The 18496-nt window shown below is 65.7% G+C and carries 16 protein-coding genes; all 16 read left to right on the plus strand.

Annotated elements, in window-relative coordinates; genetic code table 11:
• The first annotated feature begins 105 nt into the window (after nt 1-105).
• The 16 genes from J2X98_RS16545 (at nt 106) to J2X98_RS16620 (ending at nt 18450) form a co-directional block, all read left to right on the plus strand.
• Nucleotides 106-477 carry a DUF3040 domain-containing protein gene (locus tag J2X98_RS16545; protein WP_141946250.1) on the plus strand — a complete coding sequence of 124 codons (372 nt, stop codon included), beginning with the start codon at nt 106-108 and terminating at the stop codon, nt 475-477.
• A 355-nt stretch (nt 478-832) separates the two neighbouring features.
• Nucleotides 833-1261 carry a division/cell wall cluster transcriptional repressor MraZ gene (gene mraZ, locus J2X98_RS16550; protein ID WP_018763545.1) on the plus strand — a complete coding sequence of 143 codons (429 nt, stop codon included), beginning with the start codon at nt 833-835 and terminating at the stop codon, nt 1259-1261.
• Nucleotides 1262-1429: 168 nt separating this feature from the next.
• On the plus strand, nt 1430-2422 hold the full coding sequence (gene rsmH / locus J2X98_RS16555) for a 16S rRNA (cytosine(1402)-N(4))-methyltransferase RsmH (RefSeq protein WP_307310315.1): 993 nt from the start codon (nt 1430-1432) through the stop codon (nt 2420-2422).
• Entirely contained in the window at nt 2419-3129 is a 711-nt protein-coding gene (locus tag J2X98_RS16560) for a hypothetical protein (RefSeq protein WP_307310318.1), read from the plus strand. Before rsmH ends, J2X98_RS16560 begins: the two co-directional genes overlap by 4 nt.
• Before the next feature lie 47 nt (nt 3130-3176).
• Complete coding sequence (locus tag J2X98_RS16565; RefSeq protein WP_307310319.1) at nt 3177-4982, plus strand: peptidoglycan D,D-transpeptidase FtsI family protein; 1806 nt, start codon at nt 3177-3179, stop codon at nt 4980-4982.
• A 95-nt stretch (nt 4983-5077) separates the two neighbouring features.
• Nucleotides 5078-6709 carry a UDP-N-acetylmuramoyl-L-alanyl-D-glutamate--2,6-diaminopimelate ligase gene (locus J2X98_RS16570; RefSeq protein ID WP_141940868.1) on the plus strand — a complete coding sequence of 544 codons (1632 nt, stop codon included), beginning with the start codon at nt 5078-5080 and terminating at the stop codon, nt 6707-6709.
• 6 nt (nt 6710-6715) lie between these two features.
• The gene (locus tag J2X98_RS16575; RefSeq protein ID WP_307310323.1) at nt 6716-8179 is read left to right on the plus strand and encodes a UDP-N-acetylmuramoyl-tripeptide--D-alanyl-D-alanine ligase; all 1464 of its coding nucleotides are present in this window, start codon (nt 6716-6718) and stop codon (nt 8177-8179) included.
• Nucleotides 8176-9285 carry a phospho-N-acetylmuramoyl-pentapeptide-transferase gene (gene mraY / locus J2X98_RS16580; protein WP_307310327.1) on the plus strand — a complete coding sequence of 370 codons (1110 nt, stop codon included), beginning with the start codon at nt 8176-8178 and terminating at the stop codon, nt 9283-9285. Before J2X98_RS16575 ends, mraY begins: the two co-directional genes overlap by 4 nt.
• Nucleotides 9267-10844 (plus strand): UDP-N-acetylmuramoyl-L-alanine--D-glutamate ligase, encoded by a 1578-nt coding sequence (gene murD, locus J2X98_RS16585; RefSeq protein WP_307310330.1) that lies wholly within the window; start codon nt 9267-9269, stop codon nt 10842-10844. Before mraY ends, murD begins: the two co-directional genes overlap by 19 nt.
• Nucleotides 10845-10846: 2 nt before the next feature.
• Complete coding sequence (gene ftsW / locus J2X98_RS16590; RefSeq protein WP_307310333.1) at nt 10847-12169, plus strand: putative lipid II flippase FtsW; 1323 nt, start codon at nt 10847-10849, stop codon at nt 12167-12169.
• A 6-nt stretch (nt 12170-12175) separates the two neighbouring features.
• A complete protein-coding gene (gene murG, locus J2X98_RS16595) occupies nt 12176-13276 on the plus strand; it encodes an undecaprenyldiphospho-muramoylpentapeptide beta-N-acetylglucosaminyltransferase (RefSeq protein WP_307310337.1) in 1101 nt (366 codons plus the stop codon).
• Nucleotides 13273-14652, plus strand: coding sequence for a UDP-N-acetylmuramate--L-alanine ligase (murC, locus tag J2X98_RS16600; RefSeq protein WP_307310341.1), 1380 nt, complete (start codon nt 13273-13275; stop codon nt 14650-14652). Before murG ends, murC begins: the two co-directional genes overlap by 4 nt.
• On the plus strand, nt 14645-15568 hold the full coding sequence (locus J2X98_RS16605) for a cell division protein FtsQ/DivIB (RefSeq protein ID WP_307310344.1): 924 nt from the start codon (nt 14645-14647) through the stop codon (nt 15566-15568). The genes murC and J2X98_RS16605 overlap by 8 nt, the downstream gene beginning before the upstream one ends.
• A gap of 185 nt (nt 15569-15753) precedes the next feature.
• Entirely contained in the window at nt 15754-17007 is a 1254-nt protein-coding gene (ftsZ, locus tag J2X98_RS16610; RefSeq protein WP_307310348.1) for a cell division protein FtsZ, read from the plus strand.
• Between the two features lie 8 nt (nt 17008-17015).
• Nucleotides 17016-17705, plus strand: a complete 690-nt coding sequence (locus J2X98_RS16615) for a polyphenol oxidase family protein (protein ID WP_307310352.1) — start codon at nt 17016-17018, stop codon at nt 17703-17705.
• On the plus strand, nt 17698-18450 hold the full coding sequence (locus J2X98_RS16620; protein ID WP_307310354.1) for a YggS family pyridoxal phosphate-dependent enzyme: 753 nt from the start codon (nt 17698-17700) through the stop codon (nt 18448-18450). Before J2X98_RS16615 ends, J2X98_RS16620 begins: the two co-directional genes overlap by 8 nt.
• Nucleotides 18451-18496 lie beyond the last annotated feature (46 nt).

Consider the following 18496-nt stretch of genomic DNA (forward strand, 5'->3'; position numbering starts at 1 on the left):
GCCACCGTCGGCAAAGCGGGAACTTTCCAGCAACAGCAGGCGTTCTACGGAGTAGAAGTCGTGGCTGGGATCAGCCCGGACGTTGGCCTACAAAAGGAGGTCGTGATGCCGCTGTCGGAGCACGAACAGAAGCTGCTTGAGCAGCTTGAAAAGCAGCTTCACGAGGACGACCCGAAATTTGCGAACTCAATGGGTTCGGACCCGGGGCGTTCATGGTCCACGAGGCATGTGGTCATTGGAGTCCTGTGTGCACTTGCCGGCGTGTTCCTGCTGCTGGTCGGTGTCACCCTCCAGAACATCTTTGTGGGCGTATTGGGCTTCGTGGTGATGGGCGGTGGAGTCTACTTCGCCACCCTGCGAAGTTCCCGCGGAAGAAGGGGAGCCAAGGCCGTCGGCGGAAAGTCGGGCAAGCAACGCAGCTCATTCATGAGCAGCCTTGAAGAGCGTTGGGACGAGCGCCGCAGGGGCGAGCCCTAAGCGTCCGCCGCCTCCAGGTTCCCGGCTCCTCCATTTCGCTCCCCGTGTAATCGGAAAGTGCACGAAAAGACCCGCTTCGGCGGGTCTTTTCGTGTTTAAGCCCGTCGGAAGAATGAGTTGCCCCGCCCGCAGGGTTCGGTGGCCCTCCCCAGTTGGCCCGTAATGGCAAAAAGTCCTCCACTTTCCACCACCGCGGCAAATTCGCGCTTTTTGCAGCATCTTTTCCCACATTTAGGGGCGCGCAGGGGTCTGTTTGCGTTGACTGTGGTGGAAAGTGGAGTAATGTGGAGGACATAAGAGGGTGGTTGCAACATAGGGGATGTGCAGTTCCTGACGGCGGACAGGCGGTGGGCCAGTGTTTCTGGGCACTCACTCGCCGCGTCTGGATGAAAAGGGACGGATCATTCTCCCCGCTAAGTTCCGGGAGGAGCTTGCCAGCGGGCTGGTGCTCACAAGGGGCCAGGAACGTTGCATCTACGTCTTCAGTGAGAAGGAATTTGCACGGGTCCACGAGCAGATGCGGGAGGCACCAATCTCCTCCAAGCAGGCGCGAGACTATATCCGCGTATTTCTCTCTGGAGCCTCTGACGAGGTACCTGACAAGCAGGGGCGTGTGACCATTCCACCGGCGCTCCGGGAGTATGCAGGACTCGGAAGGGAACTCGCCGTGATCGGCGCCGGTACCCGCGCCGAGATCTGGGACGCCCAGGCCTGGAATGAATACCTCGCGGAGAAGGAAACGGCCTTTTCCGAAACTGACGATCCCATTCCGGGCATTCTCTGAATCCCGGAGTAGGGCGGCAGGGGTTTCTTGGACGAGATCTCCAGCCGGCCAATCGGCTGCCAACCTGGCTCACCTTCCCCGGAGCCAGGCAGGCGGGACGGTAGGTGCGGATGGGGATCTGGTCCCAGAAGCGCAGCAGGTGACAACGACGGCGGGAAAGGACCAGGCATGACCGATCGACCCAAGCCCACGTCCGAACGCCATGTGCCGGTCCTCCGCGACCGGTGCATCAATTTGTTGGCGCCGGGATTTGAAGCCGCAAGGCTGCGTGGCGAGACGCCTGTTGCCGTGGACACGACCCTTGGCATGGGAGGGCACTCCGAAGCTATGCTCCAGAGGTTTCCAGACCTCCACCTCATCGGTATCGACCGTGACGAGGAAGCGCTTGCCCTCGCAGGGGAGCGCCTGGCTCCTTTCGCCGTCCGGACCGATCTCGTCCACGCGGTATACGACGAAATCCAGGACGTGTTGGCAGATCTTGGGGTGTCCGAAGTGCACGGGATCCTGATGGATCTCGGCGTCTCCTCCCTGCAGCTTGACGAGCGCGAGCGTGGCTTCGCCTACTCGTTCGATGCCCCGCTGGACATGCGCATGGATACCAGCCGTGGCCAGACTGCGGCAGACGTAGTGAACACCTACAGCGAAGAGGACCTCGTCCGGATCATCCGCAAGTGGGGCGAGGAAAAGTTCGCCGGACGCATCGCCAACAGGATTGTCACGGCGCGTGCCGCCAAAAAATTCACCACCACCGGCGAGTTGGTGGAGCAAATCCGCGCCGTCGTCCCCGCTTCTGCTGCAAAGTCCGGCGGACACCCGGCCAAACGGACTTTCCAGGCCCTTCGCATCCAAGTCAATGAAGAACTCGACGTCCTGGAACGGGCAGTGCCTGCCGCCGTCGATTCCCTGGCCCTCGGCGGCCGGATCGTAGTCATGTCCTACCACTCGCTGGAGGACAAGATCGTCAAAAGCGTTTTCCAGGCACGCTCCAAATCTTCCGCTCCGCTCGGGTTCCCCGTCGAACTGGAAGAACACAAGCCCGAACTCAAGACCCTGACTAAGGGCACCGAGGTGCCCACCGCCGTCGAAATCGCCGAAAACCCGCGCGCTGCCTCCGCCAGGCTGCGCGCGGCAGAACGAATCAGAGCCAGGAGAGCTGCATGAGCACCGCCGCCGTCAAGACCTTTCCCATCGTTTCCGGCAGTTCGGCGGCCGATCCCAGGCCGGCAGGCGAGCCGGGTGGCACGCGGAAGGGCCGTACACCGCTCTCCGTAGTCCGCACGGCACCGCGGAAGCGCCGCGCCCCTTTTGTGGTGCTGTGCTTTGGCATGCTTGCGGTGGCATTGGTTGCGGTGCTGGTCCTCAATATCTCGGTGTCCACGTCGCAGTACCAGCTGGTCGAGCTGCGCGCCAAACAGAGCAGCCTGACCAAGACCAACCAGGACCTCACCCAGCAGGTGCAGAACTTCCAGGCTCCGCAGAACCTGGCGGCCAAGGCCACCGAGCTGGGCATGGTGCCGTCCGCGGTTAAGGGCCAGATCGACCTGTCCACGCTGTCGGTGACCGGAAAGGCCGTCCCTGCAGTCAAGGGCGCAGCACCGGGAGCCGTCATCCCGTCACCTGCGGTTGCAGGCCAGCTCAACGTGCCGCCGGCGTCCACGAGTGCCGCTGCGGACAAGGCCGCCACTTCGGCCGCAGGCAATGCTTCTCCCGCGGCCGGCCCTGCCAACGCTGCGCAGGCGGCAGCCGATAAGGCCGCTGCTGCACAGAAGGCGGCCGCTGACAAGGCAGCTGCCGCAGCGGCGGCTCCGGCCCCCGAGCTTCACGGCGGTTCCGTACCGGCACCCCAGCAGAAGGCCCCGGGTCAGTAGACCACAGGCAGGACACGCACCAGCGTCGAGCAGCAAGGAATATCACGGTGGCGGAGACGAGCGGCAAGTCAGGAAACAGCAAGGCACCTAACGCCACGAAGCGCTTGCGCCTGGGACTGGGCGTCATGCTCACGCTCCTGCTGGTAGTGGGCGGAAAGCTCTTCCTGGTCCAGGGGCTGGATGTCGGAGGCATGGCGGAAGCCGCCCTGAACAGCCGGATGACGTCTGCAGTCCTGCCGGCGGAGCGCGGCAGCATCCTTGACTCACGCGGGACCGTCCTCGCCAACAGCGTGATCCGCTACGACATCGTCGTCGACCAGCGGGTCAATACCAAGACCGACTCCTACAAGCGGTATGAACCGCAGGCTGACGGCCACGACAAGCTGGTGGACGTGAGCCGCGACCAGGCCATCACGGAACTTGCCGCCGCGCTCGGCATGGACACCAATGCTGTCCGGAACGCCGTAACCGGCGAGCAGCCTTACTTCATCGTGGCCAAGGACGTGAAACCGGACGTCGAGGACCGCATCTCCAAGCTGCAGGTGCCCGGCATCGTCGCCGAAGGCGTCAGCAAGCGGGTATACCCGAACGGTGCTGTCGCCGGGGGAGTGGTGGGCTTCCTGCAGGACGGGACCACTGGGCTGGCCGGCATCGAGCAGACCCAGGACGACCAGCTGAAGGGCAAGGACGGTAAGCGCGTCTTTGAGATAGGCGCCGATGGGCTACGCATTCCCGTGGGCCTCGACGAGTTGACCCCGCCGCAGAACGGCAAGGACGTCAAGCTCACCCTTAATTCCGATCTTCAGTATTTCGCGCAGCAGGCCATCCAGAGCCAGACGGACAAACTCAGCGCCGAATGGGGCGTCATCATTGTGATGGACGCCAAAACGGGAAACCTCCTGGCTTTGGCGGACACCAACGCACCGGACCCCAACAACCCCGGACTGGTCGCAGCGAAGGACCGCGGCACCCGCTCGGTCACCGCAGCCTACGAACCAGGATCCGTGGAAAAAATGATAACGGCGGCGTCGGTCATCGATGAAGGCCTTGCCAGCCCCCTGGACAAATTCACCATTCCGCCGACTTACACGGTGGACGGCCAGACTTTCAGCGACGCGTTCACCCACGGGACCGAGGAACGGACGCTGGCGGGCATCATCGGATACTCCATGAACACCGGAACGGTGATGGCCGGACAGCGTCTGAGCAAGGAACAGCGTTACGACTGGCTGAAGAAGTTCGGAATCGGCGAGGCGCCGGACATTGGACTTCCCGCGACGGCTTCAGGCATCCTGTCGCCCCCTGACCAGTGGGACGGGCGGCAGCAGTACACCGTGCTCTTCGGCCAAGGGGTGTCCCAGTCCACCCTCCAGACCGTCCGGGCCTACCAAACCATCGCCAATGACGGGGTCATGCTGCAGCCACGCTTGATTGACTCCTACATTTCCCCCGACGGGACGGAGGAGAAAGTGCCGGCCCAGCCATCGCGGCGGGTTGTCTCCGACAACACGGCCCACCAGGTCAAGGACATCCTGGAAAGCGCCGTCACCGAGGGTGAAATCAAGGACGCGGGCATCGATGGCTACCGGGTGGGAGCCAAGACCGGTACGTCGGAATCACCCTGCGACGACGGCAAGCCGGGCTACTGCGGCTACACGGCCTCCATCGTGGGAATGGCGCCGATGGATGATCCGCGGTTTATTGTGGAGGTGGTGCTCCAGCGGCCGAAGGGCAGCATTTACGGCATCACCAACGGGCCGGTATTCCGGTCGGTCATGAGCCAGACGCTGCGGACCTACAACGTTCAGCCTTCGACCGGCGAGCCGGTCAGGTTGCCGCAGTACGCCAAGTAGCCGCGCGCCACGCCGGAAGTACCAGCAGCATCCAGCGCACCACAGTGCCCGGCGCCAACCAGGCCGGGCATGCACTAGCACCATCGGAGAGCCCCTTGCCAGAATTACCCACGCCCGGAAGCGACGCTGCCCGGAACCAAAACCCCGGCCGCTTCAGGCCCGCCGACGTGGCGCCCGTGCCGCTGTCCGCCGTCGGGCAGGCCCTGGGCGTAGCCGTCCCCGCTCCGGGGGCCGGCGTGGAAATAACCGGCATCTCCATAAACTCCCGGACGGTTGAGCCCGGGGATCTGTATGTCGCCCTTCCCGGCGCCAGCAGGCACGGGGCGGACTTCGTGACTGATGCGGTCGCCGCGGGCGCGGCTGCCGTTCTCACTGACGACGCCGGGGCGCGCCTGCTTGCCCTGTCCGCGGACACCCCCGTGCCAGTGCTCGTCGTGGACAGGCCACGCAACGAGGTGGGACCACTGTCGGCCATGATCTACCGGAGCCAGGCGGCGGACGACCGCCCGTTGCGGCTTTTCGGTGTCACCGGGACCAACGGGAAGACCACCACCACCTACTTCATCACCTCGCTGCTGCGCGCGCTGGGTCAGCAGACCGGCCTGATCGGGACCATTGAGATCCTCGCCGGTGCGGACCCCATCCCCAGCCTCCTCACCACGCCCGAGTCCCCCGAGGTCCATGGGCTGCTCGCCCTGATGAAGGAGCGCGGGCTGGACGCCGCAGCCATGGAGGTTTCCTCCCACGCCATTTCCTACCAGCGGGTTGACGGGCTGCTGTTCGACGTCGCCGGTTTCACCAACCTCACCCAGGACCACCTGGACCTGCACAACACCATGGAGGAGTACTTCGCCACAAAGGCGGAGCTCTTCACGCCCGGGCGCGCCCGGAGGGCCGTAGTCACGGTCGACGACGAGTGGGGCCAACGCCTGGCCGGCGGCAGCGCGGTGCCCATCACCACGCTCAGCACCAGCGGGCACACCCCGGCCGACTGGACGGTCACCGGGTCGTTACCGCAGGGCCTCGGCACCCGCTTTACGCTGGCCGGACCCGGCGGCGAAGTCCTGAACATCCACACCGGGCTGCCCGGCAGCTTCAATGTGGCCAACGCCGCCCTGGCGGCGCTCATGGTGCTCGCTGCAGGAGTTGAACCGGGTGACCTCCAGGCGGCGCTGGACAGCGCAGACCCCTTCACGGTGGCCGTACCCGGACGCATGCAACTGATTGCGCGGCAACCTGCCGCCGTGGTGGACTTCGCCCACAACACCGACGCCCTGGCCCGGGCCTTGGAAGCCGTCCGATCGGCTGAACCGGGGTCCCGGCTGATCGTGGTCTTCGGGGCCACCGGGCAGCGGGACCAGGGCAAGCGGCCGGCGATGGGAGCCATCGCTGCCCGGCTTGCCGACACCGTGATCATCACCGACGACGACCCGCACGACGAAGACGCGGCAGCAATCCGCGCGGACGTCCTGGCGGGCGCCCGGCGTGCCATCGAGGAGGAATCCCTGGCGGCGGAGCTGCTGGAGGTTTTCCCGCGCGACGAAGCGATCCGCCGCGCAGTTGCCTTGGCCCGGCCGCAGGACACGATCCTGGTGGCCGGCCGCGGCCATGAGGTGTGGCAGGAAGTGAAGGGCGTCAACCTTGCCCTGGACGACCGGGTGGAACTGCGCACCGCCTTGACAGCCAGGGGATTCAACGTTCTCCCAGCCGACCGGATAGAGTCCTAGACCGAGATGATTGCATTTACTGCGGCGGAAATCGCCGAAATCACCAGCGGGCGCCTGGACGCCGATCCCGGACTGACGCCCCTCTCGGTGGTGACGGATTCACGCGAAGCCACCCAGGGTTCGCTTTACGTCGCAAAGCCCGGCGAGCTTGCCGATGGCCATGACTTTGTTGGTGCCGCATTTGCGGCGGGTGCCGTCCTGGCCCTCGTGGAGCGTCCCGTTGCAGCACCGGACGGCACCGCCTACCCTTCGATCGTGGTTGCCGACGCAGTCCTGGCCATGGGGGACCTCGCGGCCGAAGCCGTGCGCCGCATCCGCGCTGCCCGGGCAGAAACCGGAAGCCAGCTGACTGTCGTCGGCATCACCGGTTCCGCCGGCAAAACCACCACCAAGGACCTGCTCGCCGGAATCCTTTCCACGCAGGGCAACACCGTGGCGCCCCAGGGCTCCTACAACGGTGAGGTGGGCGTACCGCTCACGGTCTTCCGTGCAGGCACCGACACCCGCTACCTGGTCATTGAAATGGGGGCCACCGGCATCGGGCACATCCGCTACCTCGCCGAGATGGTCAAGCCGGACATCGGAGTGGTCCTGGCCGTAGGCACCGCCCATGCCGGCGAGTTCGGGGGAGTGGAGAACATCGCGCTGGCCAAGGGCGAGATGGTGGAAGGCCTGACCGCCCAGGGAACCGCGATCATCAATCTCGACGACGAACGCGTTGCCGCCATGCGCAGCCGGACCACGGCTGCAGTCCTCGGCTTCTCCGCGGAAGGACGCCCCGACGCCCAGGTGCAGGCACTGAACGCCGACACCAACGCCGCTGGCTGCCCCGAATTCGACCTCATCCTCCCCGACGGCTCAGCTCCGCGCCATGTGAGCAGCCGGCTCATCGGAGCGCACCATGCGGGTAACCTCCTGGCAGCTGCAGCAGCCGCGTGGGCCGCAGGAGTGCCGGGCGACGACATCGCCGCATCACTGAGCAACCAGGCTGCGGCAAGCCGCTGGCGGATGGAACGCACTGAACGTCCGGACGGCGTCACCATCATCAACGATGCCTACAACGCCAACCCTGAATCCATGCGCGCCGCCCTTCGGACCCTGGCCGACCTTGGGCGCGGCCGCCGTACCTGGGCAGTCCTGGGAGCCATGCTGGAACTCGGCGACGATTCCATCCGCGAGCACACTGCCGTGGGAACCCAGGTAGTCCGGCTGAACATCTCCCGGTTGCTGGTAGTGGGCCGCGAGGCCCGTGCCCTCTATGTCTCCGCCGTCCAGGAAGGCTCCTGGGGCGACGAATGCCTCTTCGCGGAAACGGTGGATGAGGCCTACGGCATCCTGGATGCAGAACTCGAACCCGGGGACCTGGTGCTGTTCAAGTCTTCCAACAGCGTTGGACTTCGCCATTTGGGCGATCGGATAGCATTACCCCCAGTCCCGACCCCTGCCGACGAAAGGAGCACTCTGCTGTGATTGCTCTGTTGATCGGCGCAGGCCTGGCCCTGCTCTGTGCATTGGTGGGCACCCCGCTTTTCATCCGCCTCCTGGTACATCGCGGCTACGGGCAGTTCATCCGTGATGACGGCCCAACATCGCACCACACCAAGCGGGGGACGCCTACTATGGGCGGGACCGTTGTTGTTGCGGCCGTGCTGCTGAGCTACGGGCTCACCCACCTCATCATGCTGATGATGAACCCGGACTCGCCCGGACCTTCCGCATCGGCGCTCATCCTGCTGTTCCTCATGGTGGGCATGGGCCTGGTGGGCTTCCTCGATGACTTCATCAAAATCTCACGCCAGCGGAGCCTGGGCCTCAACGCGAAGGCCAAGCTCATCCTGCAGGCCGCCGTTGGCATCATCTTCGCCATCCTTGCCTTGAACTTCCCCAATGATGCTGGACTGACCCCGGCGTCAACGAAAATCTCCCTGGTGCGGGACCTGCCGTGGCTTGACCTGGCCTTCGGCGGCACCGTCCTTGGCGCCATCCTGTTCGTCATCTGGTCCAACCTGATCGTCACCGCGGCCACTAACGGCGTCAACCTCACCGACGGCCTTGACGGCCTCGCCGCCGGCGCCTCAATCATGGTCTTCGGCGCGTATACCCTGATGGGCATATGGCAGAGCAACCAAGCGTGCGGTTCCCCTCGTGAGGCCGGCAGCGGCTGCTACCTCGTCAGGGACCCGCTGGACCTCGCCCTCCTTGCTGCCATCCTGAGCGCGGCGCTGGTGGGGTTCCTGTGGTGGAACACCTCGCCGGCCAAGATCTTCATGGGCGACACCGGCTCGCTCGCCATTGGCGGGGCGGTGGCTGGTTTCGCCATCCTGTCCCGCACCGAACTGTTGCTGGGCATCGTTGGCGGCCTTTTTGTGCTGGTCACCCTGTCCGTCATCATCCAGGTTGGCTACTTCAAGGCAACCGGCGGAAAACGCGTGTTCAAGATGGCGCCCCTGCAGCACCACTTCGAACTGAAGGGATGGGCGGAAGTCACCGTCGTGGTCCGGTTCTGGATCCTCGGTGGACTTTTCGTCGCCGTGGGACTGGGCATCTTCTATGCTGAATGGGTTGTACTGCTGTGACCGTTTCCCACCGCCTGGAAAACCTCGTCTCCTGGGACTCCGACTGGGCCGGCCTGCGCGTCGTCGTCACCGGAATCGGTGTTTCGGGCTTCGCCGCGGCAGACACCCTGATCGAACTCGGCGCACGCGTCGTGGTGGTTGATGCGGCCACCAGTGAAAAAGCGCGGGCACACGCTGACACCTTGAAGATCGTTGGCGCCGCGGACGTGGTGCTGGGCCCGGACGCGGTCACCCATATCCCGCGCATCGACGGCGAACTCCCTGAACTGATCGTTACCTCGCCGGGATGGCGCCCGGACCAGGCCCTGCTGGCAGCAGCCGCACGTGCGCATATCCCGGTCTGGGGCGACGTCGAACTGGCTTGGCGCGTGCGGATCCGGGAAGGCCGGAAGACGGCAGACTGGCTGGCCATCACGGGCACGAACGGCAAGACCACCACGGTGGGACTGACCGAATCGATGCTGCGTGCCGCCGGACTTAAAGCCATCGCCGTGGGCAACGTGGGGACTCCCATCCTGGACGCCCTTCGCGACCCGGTGGAGTACGACGTCTTCGCGGTCGAACTCTCCAGCTTTCAGCTGCACTGGGCTGAATCCGTCTCGCCCGTCGCCAGTGTGTGCCTCAATGTGGCGGAGGACCACGTGGACTGGCACGGCTCCTACGATTCGTACCTGGCTGACAAGGCCAAAGTCTACGAACGGACGCAGAAGGCCTGCATCTACAACGCCGAGCAGGTGGAAACCGAACGCATGGTGGAAGAGGCCGACGTCGTGGAGGGCTGCCGGGCGGTCGGCTTCACTACCGTCACGCCGGCCATCAGCATGCTTGGAGTGGTGGAAGGGCTGCTGGTGGACCGCGCTTTCATCGAGGAGCGCAGGAACAGCGCTGCCGAACTGGCCTCGATGGCAGACCTCGGGCCGCTTGCACCGCGCCATATGGTGGCCAACGCCCTGGCCGCCGCAGGCCTGGTGCGCGCTTACGGCGTGGACGCGAAGGCTGTGCGCCAGGGCATCCTGGACTACATACCCGGAGACCACCGGATCCAGCCGGTGGCCCGCCTGAACGGTGTCCTCTGGGTGAACGACTCCAAGGCCACCAACCCCCACGCAGCTTCTGCCTCCCTGTCGGCCTTTAACAACGTGGTCTGGATTGCCGGCGGCCTGTCCAAAGGCGTGAGCTACGACGACCTGGTGAGGGAGCACGCGGCACGGTTCAAGGCCGTGGTGCTGATAGGAACGGACACCGCGCTACTGCGTGAAGCCCTCAAGCGACACGCGCCCGATGTCCCCGTGATCGAACCGGAGGCAGGTGACACTGAAAAGGTGCAGACTGCTCCGGCGTCCGGTGGGACCACTGCCGGTCCCTCCGGCAATGGAGAACAGGTGATGTCCTGGGCCGTGGCGTCAGCAGCACGGGTTGCCGAATCCGGCGACACCGTCCTGATGGCTCCGGCAGCTGCTTCCATGGATCAGTTCTCTTCCTATGCTCACCGTGGTGGTGCTTTTATCGACGCTGTCCGAGAGCTGGTGGAAGGGCAGGCCCAGACCGGCGAGGAGTAACAATGGCCAGCACGCCCACGTGGCCCATGAGCGGCAGGATGCCCCCGGGCTCCACGGCCACTGCCGGCCGCCGGCCTGCTGCCGGCGCCTGGCTACGCACGCTGTACCGCCGCTTCTGGTCGGCGCTTGAGGGCACGGGAAAGTCCCGGAGCGGCTCGACCTACTACCTCATCCTTGGCGCCACGCTGGCCCTGACGGCCATCGGAATCATGATGGTCCTCTCCGCATCAAGTGTTGAATCAATCGCCGCCGGCAAGTCCCCATATGGGGATGCCCTGAAACAGGGAGTATTCGCAGCTATCGGGATTTCCACCATGTTCGTGCTCTCGCGCATCAACGTGGTATGGCTGAAGCGGCTCGCGTGGCCCGCCGTCGCGGGCGCCGTGGTGCTCCTCGCCCTGGTGCAGGTGGTAGGCGCCGAGATCAACGGCAACCGGAACTGGATCGACGTGGGCGGCATTACCTTCCAGCCATCAGAGGCGGCCAAACTGGCACTCGCCCTGTGGCTTGCGACGGTGCTTGCACGGAAAGGGAAGCTGCTTGGCAGGTGGCAGCACGTGTTGGTCCCTGCCGTGCCCATGGCGGCCGTCGTCATTATCCTCATCCTGGTGGGCAACGACCTTGGCACCGCGATGATCATCATGATGATCGTCGCAGCGGCCCTGTTCTTCGCAGGCGTTCCGCTGTACCTCTTCGGCATCGCCGGCTTCGTTGCAGCTGCAGGCACGGCAGTCATGGCAGTCACCAGCTCCAACCGCATGTGCCGCATCACCTCCTGGTGGACCGGGCAATCCTGCGCGGACGGCATCGACGCGAACTACCAGTCCACCAACGGCATGTACGGCCTTGCTTCGGGAGGCTGGCTGGGGGTGGGCCTGGGGCAGAGCCGGCAGAAGTACAGCTGGATCCCCGAAGCCCACAACGACTTCATTTTCGCCATCATTGGTGAGGAACTCGGCCTCGTGGGGACCGTCGTCGTCCTGGTTCTTTTCGCCATCCTCGGTGCTGCCATCTACCGCGTGGTGGTAGCCCAGGAGGACCTGTTCCACCGGGTCCTTGCCGGCACCATCATGGTGTGGCTGCTGGGCCAGGCGACCGTGAACATGTCCGTGGTCGCGGGGCTGATGCCTGTCATCGGCGTGCCGTTGCCCTTTATTTCCTACGGCGGCTCGGCCCTGTTGATGTCGCTGTGTGCCGTCGGGGTGGTCCTCTCCCTGGCGCGGGAACAGATGGCGCCGGCCATGCGTCCCAAGAGGACGCTGACGTTCCCGTTCCTGGCAGGACGGAATACAAGCCAACCAAAGATTTCCAGAAAGCGTGCCTGACCCCAGATGACTACCACTAACCCCTCCATCGTCCTGGCGGGCGGCGGAACAGCCGGCCATATCAGCCCGTTGCTTGCCATTGCCGCCGCCATCCGCTGCCAAGCCCCCAACGCTGCCATCCTGGCCGTTGGCACGCCCTCCGGAATGGAAACCAGGCTGGTTCCGGCCGCAGGCGTTGAGCTCGCCACGATCGACCGTGTGCCCTTTCCACGCAGGCCCTCCGCCGACCTGTTCCGCCTGCCCGGAAGGCTGGCGGGGGCCGTGCGGCAGGCCGGCGCCATCCTGGACCAGGCCGGGGCCGACGTGCTGGTGGGGGTCGGCGGATACGTCTGCACGCCCATGTACCTGGCTGCACGGAAGCGGCGGGTGCCAATCGTGATCCATGAGGCGAATGCCCGCCCCGGACTCGCCAACCGGGTGGGAGCCTTCCTGCGCGGCCGGGTGGCCGTGGCCTTCGAGGGCACCCCGCTCCGCGACGCGGTGCACGTGGGGATGCCCATGCGGAAGGAGATTTCCGGGCTGGACCGGAAGTCCGCCCGCTCTTCCGCCCGCGAAGCGCTTGGCCTCGATCCCCAGCAACCCACCCTGATCGTCACGGGCGGTTCATCCGGGGCGAAGAGCATCAACCGGACGATCGCGGGAGCGCTCGCGCAGCTGGCTGATGCCGGCATCCAGACCCTCCACATCACCGGACGCGGCAAAACCGTCCTGGACCAGGCCGGACGGCCCCTCGCCGCAAAGGGCTACCGGCAGGTGGAGTACATCGACGGGATGGAACTCGCCTACGCCGCGGCGGACCTGCTCCTGGCCAGGTCGGGGGCTGCGACCGTATCTGAGATCGCAGCGGTGGGCGTCCCCGCGGTCCTGGTGCCCCTGCCCATTGGGAACGGTGAACAGGCGCTCAATGCTGCGGGCCTGGTGGCCGCTGGGGGAGCACTGCTGGTGGCGGACCGGGATTTCACCCCGGAATGGGTTGAGCGTGAGCTGATTCCGCTGATCGCCGATAAAGCGAGGCTCGCCGAAATGGAAGCCAAGTCCTACCGGCTCGGTATCCGAAATGCCGACCAGCGCATGGCTGGTCTTGTCCTGGAAGCGGTATCTGCATGAGTCCCCATAACGCCCCCCGCCTTGAGTCGCTGGGAAAGGTGCACTTCATCGGCATCGGCGGAGTAGGCATGTCCGCCGTAGCCCGCATCATGGTGGCCCGCGGTGTTCCGGTCAGCGGGTCGGACGCGAAGGACCTGCCGGTCATGGCCGACCTCGCCGCGGCCGGCGCCCGCATCGCTGTTGGCTACGCGGCCGTCAACCTGGCGGACGCGCAGACCATCGTTGCCGGATCGGCTATTAGGGAGGACAACCCAGAGTTGGCGGCAGCGCGGGAGGCCGGCCTGCCTGTGCTGCACCGGTCCCAGGCGCTGGCAGCAACCATGGGCGATGACACGGTGGTGACGGTGGCCGGAACACACGGCAAGTCCACTACGACGTCGATGATCACCGTGCTGCTGCGTGCGGCAGGACTTGATCCTTCCTTTGCCGTGGGCGCCAACATCCCGGCGATCGGGGTAAACGCCGCCCACGGTTCCACCGGGATCTTCGTGGCCGAGGCAGATGAATCCGATGGTTCCTTCCTGAACTACCGGCCGCGCATCGAGGTCGTCACCAACGTGGAGCCCGACCATCTCGACTACTACGGCACGGCGGAAGCGGTTTACCAGTCCTTCGACCGGTTTACCGCTTTGCTCCCCGCGGACGGCCTGCTGGTGGCCTGCGCTGACGACGCCGGCGCGCTGGCACTCGCCGAGCGCACCAAGGCGCGGGGCAACACCCGGGTGCTCCTGTATGGCACCAGCGAAGCGTCAGATATCAGGCTTGACGACGGCGGCCCCGGACAAGTGGCTGTGTCAACCAGGGATGGTGCGCGCTATGGGTTGTCGCTGCAGGTTCCCGGACGCCACAACGCCCTGAACGCGGCGGCTGCCTTTGCCGTTGCCCTCGAACTCGGCGTGGATCCAGCGACGGCGGCCGACGGCCTGGCGCATTTCTCCGGTGCGTCCCGCCGCTTTGAACTCAAGGGTACGGTACGGGGCGTGCGGGTTTTCGATGACTACGCGCACCACCCCACCGAGGTCCGGGCAGCCCTTACCGCAGCCCGCTCTGTAGCAGGGGACCACAACGTGCACGTCCTTTTCCAGCCGCACCTGTTTTCGCGGACCCGGGAGTTCGCCGCAGAGTTCGCCGAAGCCCTCAATCTCGCCGATACCGCACTTGTCCTGGACATCTACCCTGCCAGGGAAGACCCTATTCCCGGCGTTACCAGCCAGTTGATCGCCGACCACCTCACGGGCGGCGGCCGGCTGGTTGGGTCCGAGGACGCCGTCAGGTCCCTGGCTGAAGCTGCGGTGGACGGAGACGTTGTCCTCACAGTGGGCGCCGGTGACGTGACAGCCTACGGCCCCCGGATTGTGGAGGCGCTGCGTGCCTAGCTCCCGCCGCCCCACGTACTCACCGCCCAAGCGGGACGCCCGGCCAGCTCCCACGGCGGAGAACGGCACCCGATCCCCGAACGGTGCTGCGGAAGTCGTCGGCGATGCCGCCCGCGGCGACGTCATCACAGCCTCGCGCAGCGTCCCGGAACCGCCGGCCCCGAAACCCGTGCGGGAGGAAAAAACTTCAGGTGCGACGGTCCTGGCATTTCCCGAACCCAAGGGACGGCGCCGCAGGAAGAAGGTCATCCTCGCCGTCGTAACGGTGTTTGTGGTGGTGGCCGGGCTCCTGGCCGCCGCGGTTTATTCTCCTGTCCTGGCCCTGCAGACTATTTCGGTCACGGGCACCCGGCTGCTCACCCCAGCCCAGGTGCAGGCTGCACTCGAACCGCTGCGCGGCAAGCCGCTGCCGCAGATCGGTGAGGACGATGTTCGCGGCCTGCTCGGCTCCCTGGTCCAGGTCAAATCCGTATCCGTGGAGGCCCGGCCGCCATCAACGCTCGACGTGGCCGTGCATGAACGCGTGCCGGTTGCCTTGGTGAAGCAGGGGGAGAAGTACCAGTTGGTCGACGTCGACGGCGTCCAGCTGGCAACCACCGACGACCCGACGTCCGCGTCGCTGCCGGTGATTGACGGCGGCGCCGGGGCGATCGGCCAGGACCTGTTCCGCGCTACCGCGGCGGTCCTGGGGGCCCTGCCGCCGGATGTGCTGGCGAAGTTGTCCAACGCATCCGCGCAATCGGTGGATGCCGTGGAGCTGAAGCTTGTGGACGGCCAGACCATCGTGTGGGGCAACGCCTCGGAGAAGGAGCTCAAGGCCAAGGTTCTGGCCGCCCTCCTCAAGGCTCCGGCGGATCCGAAGAACCCGGTCAAGGTCTACGATGTCAGTGTGCCCCGGCACCCCGTGACGCGCTGACACCCTTTCTTTCCCGGTATTAATCCGACACGCGGACCCGGTTATTGAATGTGGGAACCAGAGGAAATACCGTCACAGACAAGAGTTACTTGACATAACTATAACCTTCAACTCGAAGGTTAAGGTTTCAGCCTTCAAGCTCTTCATCAGTTTTCGCAATAAGACACGAACAAGGGACACGTAACGTGGCAGCTCCGCAGAATTACTTGGCCGTCATCAAAGTCGTCGGCATCGGCGGCGGTGGCGTGAACGCAGTCAACCGCATGATCGAGGTCGGCCTCAGGGGTGTTGAATTCATCGCCATCAACACCGACGCCCAGGCCCTGCTCATGAGCGACGCCGACGTTAAGCTCGACGTCGGACGCGAGCTGACCCGTGGCCTCGGCGCCGGTGCCAACCCCGAGGTAGGCAAGCAGGCTGCCGAAGACCACGCTGACGAAATCGAGGAAGTCCTGCGTGGCGCCGACATGGTCTTCGTCACTGCCGGTGAAGGCGGCGGCACGGGCACCGGCGGCGCCCCAGTCGTGGCCCGGATCGCCCGCTCGCTCGGCGCCCTGACCATTGGCGTTGTCACCCGGCCTTTCACCTTCGAGGGCCGCCGCCGCGCCGGCTCTGCCGAGGCAGGCATCGACGCCCTCCGCGACGAGGTAGACACCCTGATCGTGATCCCCAATGACCGACTGCTGTCCATCAGTGACCGCAACGTCTCCGTCCTTGACGCGTTCCGCTCCGCGGACCAGGTCCTGCTGTCCGGCGTCCAGGGCATCACCGACCTCATCACCACTCCCGGCCTGATCAACCTGGACTTCGCAGACGTTAAATCCGTGATGCAGGGCGCGGGCTCGGCCCTCATGGGCATTGGATCCGCCCGCGGCGAAGACCGCGCCGTCAAGGCGGCGGAACTTGCCATCGCCTCGCCGCTGCTGGAAGCATCCATTGACGGCGCCCACGGCGTCCTGCTCTCCATCCAGGGTGGCTCCGACCTGGGCCTGTTCGAAATTAACGAGGCCGCGCGGCTGGTCCAGGAAGTGGCACACCCCGAAGCCAATATCATCTTTGGTGCCGTCATTGATGACGCCCTTGGCGATGAAGCCCGTGTGACGGTTATCGCTGCCGGGTTCGACGACGTCAAGGCCACCTCGCCCTCCATGGACCAGTCCCAGCCGCAGGCCGCCCCGCAGCGTCCCGCTGCCCCTGCTGCCGCTCCTGCCTCGGCCCACCCGCAGGGTGGCAACCACCAGGGCAACGGCAACCACCAGCAGAACGTCCAGCCGATCCACGCCGGCGTCGGTGCCGCTGGACTGAGCAACTGGGGCCAGCAGCGCCCCTCGGGCGTCCCTGCTGACTCGGGCTTCGACGTCGACCTGCCCTCCGTGGTGGAGCCGGACCTGACCGGTACCCACCCGGACGACCTGGATGTTCCCGACTTCCTGAAGTAGGCAGCGGCTTGTTCCATTGGCGCGCCGACATCCTGCCCGGGGTGTCGGCCGCATTCACGGATGAAGGTGCGGGAAACCTGGCGCTGCACGTGGGGGATGATCCTGCTGCAGTCCAGGAACGCCGTATCCGCCTGGAGCAGTCCATAGGCCTGGAGCCGCAGGCCCTCCGCTTCATGAACCAGGTTCACGGCACCACAGTTGCCCTGATGGACGCGCAGTCGCCGGTGCCCGTGGCTGATGCCATGGTGTCCCGTGGCCTGCCCCTGGCGGTCATGGTGGCCGACTGCATTCCGGTGCTTCTTGCGGGTGAGTCCGGAAGTGGGCCAGTGCTGGCCGCAGTCCACGCTGGCCGGCCAGGTGTCGCTAACGGTGTCCTGCCCGCTGCCGTGGACAGCATGAAGGCGCTGGGTGCCTCCCGGATCCGGGCCTGGATGGGGCCGTCGATCTGCGGATCCTGCTACGAGGTGCCGGCAGCGTTGCGCGACGAGGTATCCGCGCTGGTCCCGGCAACCCGGAGTACCACGTCCTGGGGAACGCCCGCACTGGACCTTCCTGCCGGTGCCCGGAGCCAGCTTGAGGCTGCCGGGGTGGACGTGGAGTACTCCGGAGCCTGCACCCTGGAGACGGAAACGCTCTATTCGTACCGCCGCGACCGGAACACCGGCCGCTTCGCAGGGCTGGTCTGGCGCAATGACTGACGTGTCGGATGCCGGCCGCGGGCAGGGCGGCGATGCACGGAGCGTCGAACTCGCCGAGCGGCTGGCGGCAGTGCGGAAGCGGATCAGTGCAGCGGCCGAAAGCGCCGGGCGCGCAGACCGGCCGCCGGCACTGATCGTGGTGACCAAGTTCCATCCAGCCGACGACATCCGCCGGCTGGCCGCCCTCGGGATTCGGGATGTGGGCGAAAACCGGGACCAGGAGGCGGCGGCCAAGGCCCTGGAACTTGCCGACCTTGCCCTCACCTGGCATTTTGTAGGCCAGCTGCAGACCAAGAAGGCCAAATCGGTGGCACGTTACGCGGCCACGGTGCACTCGGTGGACCGGCCGCAGCTTGTCGATGCGCTGGCGAAAGCCGTGCGACACGAGATGGACTCAAGCGGACGTGGGCCGTTGGGCTGCTTCATCCAAGTCAACCTTGAAGACGACGGCGATGCGCACCGCGGCGGGGCAGCCCCTGCCGACGTTGCCCTCCTTGCAGAGCGGATCGCCGGGTCTGAGGGCCTGGACCTGATGGGCGTGATGGCGGTCGCGCCGCTGGGGGCACCACCGGAGCCCGCATTCGAGAAGCTGTCCGGAGTTTCCGCCCGGCTGACCGAGACGTACCCCGCTGCCACGGCGATTTCGGCGGGCATGAGCCAGGACCTGGAAGCCGCCATCGGGTTCGGGGCGACACACCTGAGAATAGGCTCCGATATTCTCGGTTCCCGCCCCGCCGTGGGGTAGCGTCGGAACTATTGGAAGTGATGGGCGGGGGACTCCAGTGCTGTCA

It is taken from the genome of Pseudarthrobacter enclensis (assembly GCF_030811655.1).
In the GTDB taxonomy this organism is placed as follows: domain Bacteria; phylum Actinomycetota; class Actinomycetes; order Actinomycetales; family Micrococcaceae; genus Arthrobacter; species Arthrobacter enclensis_A.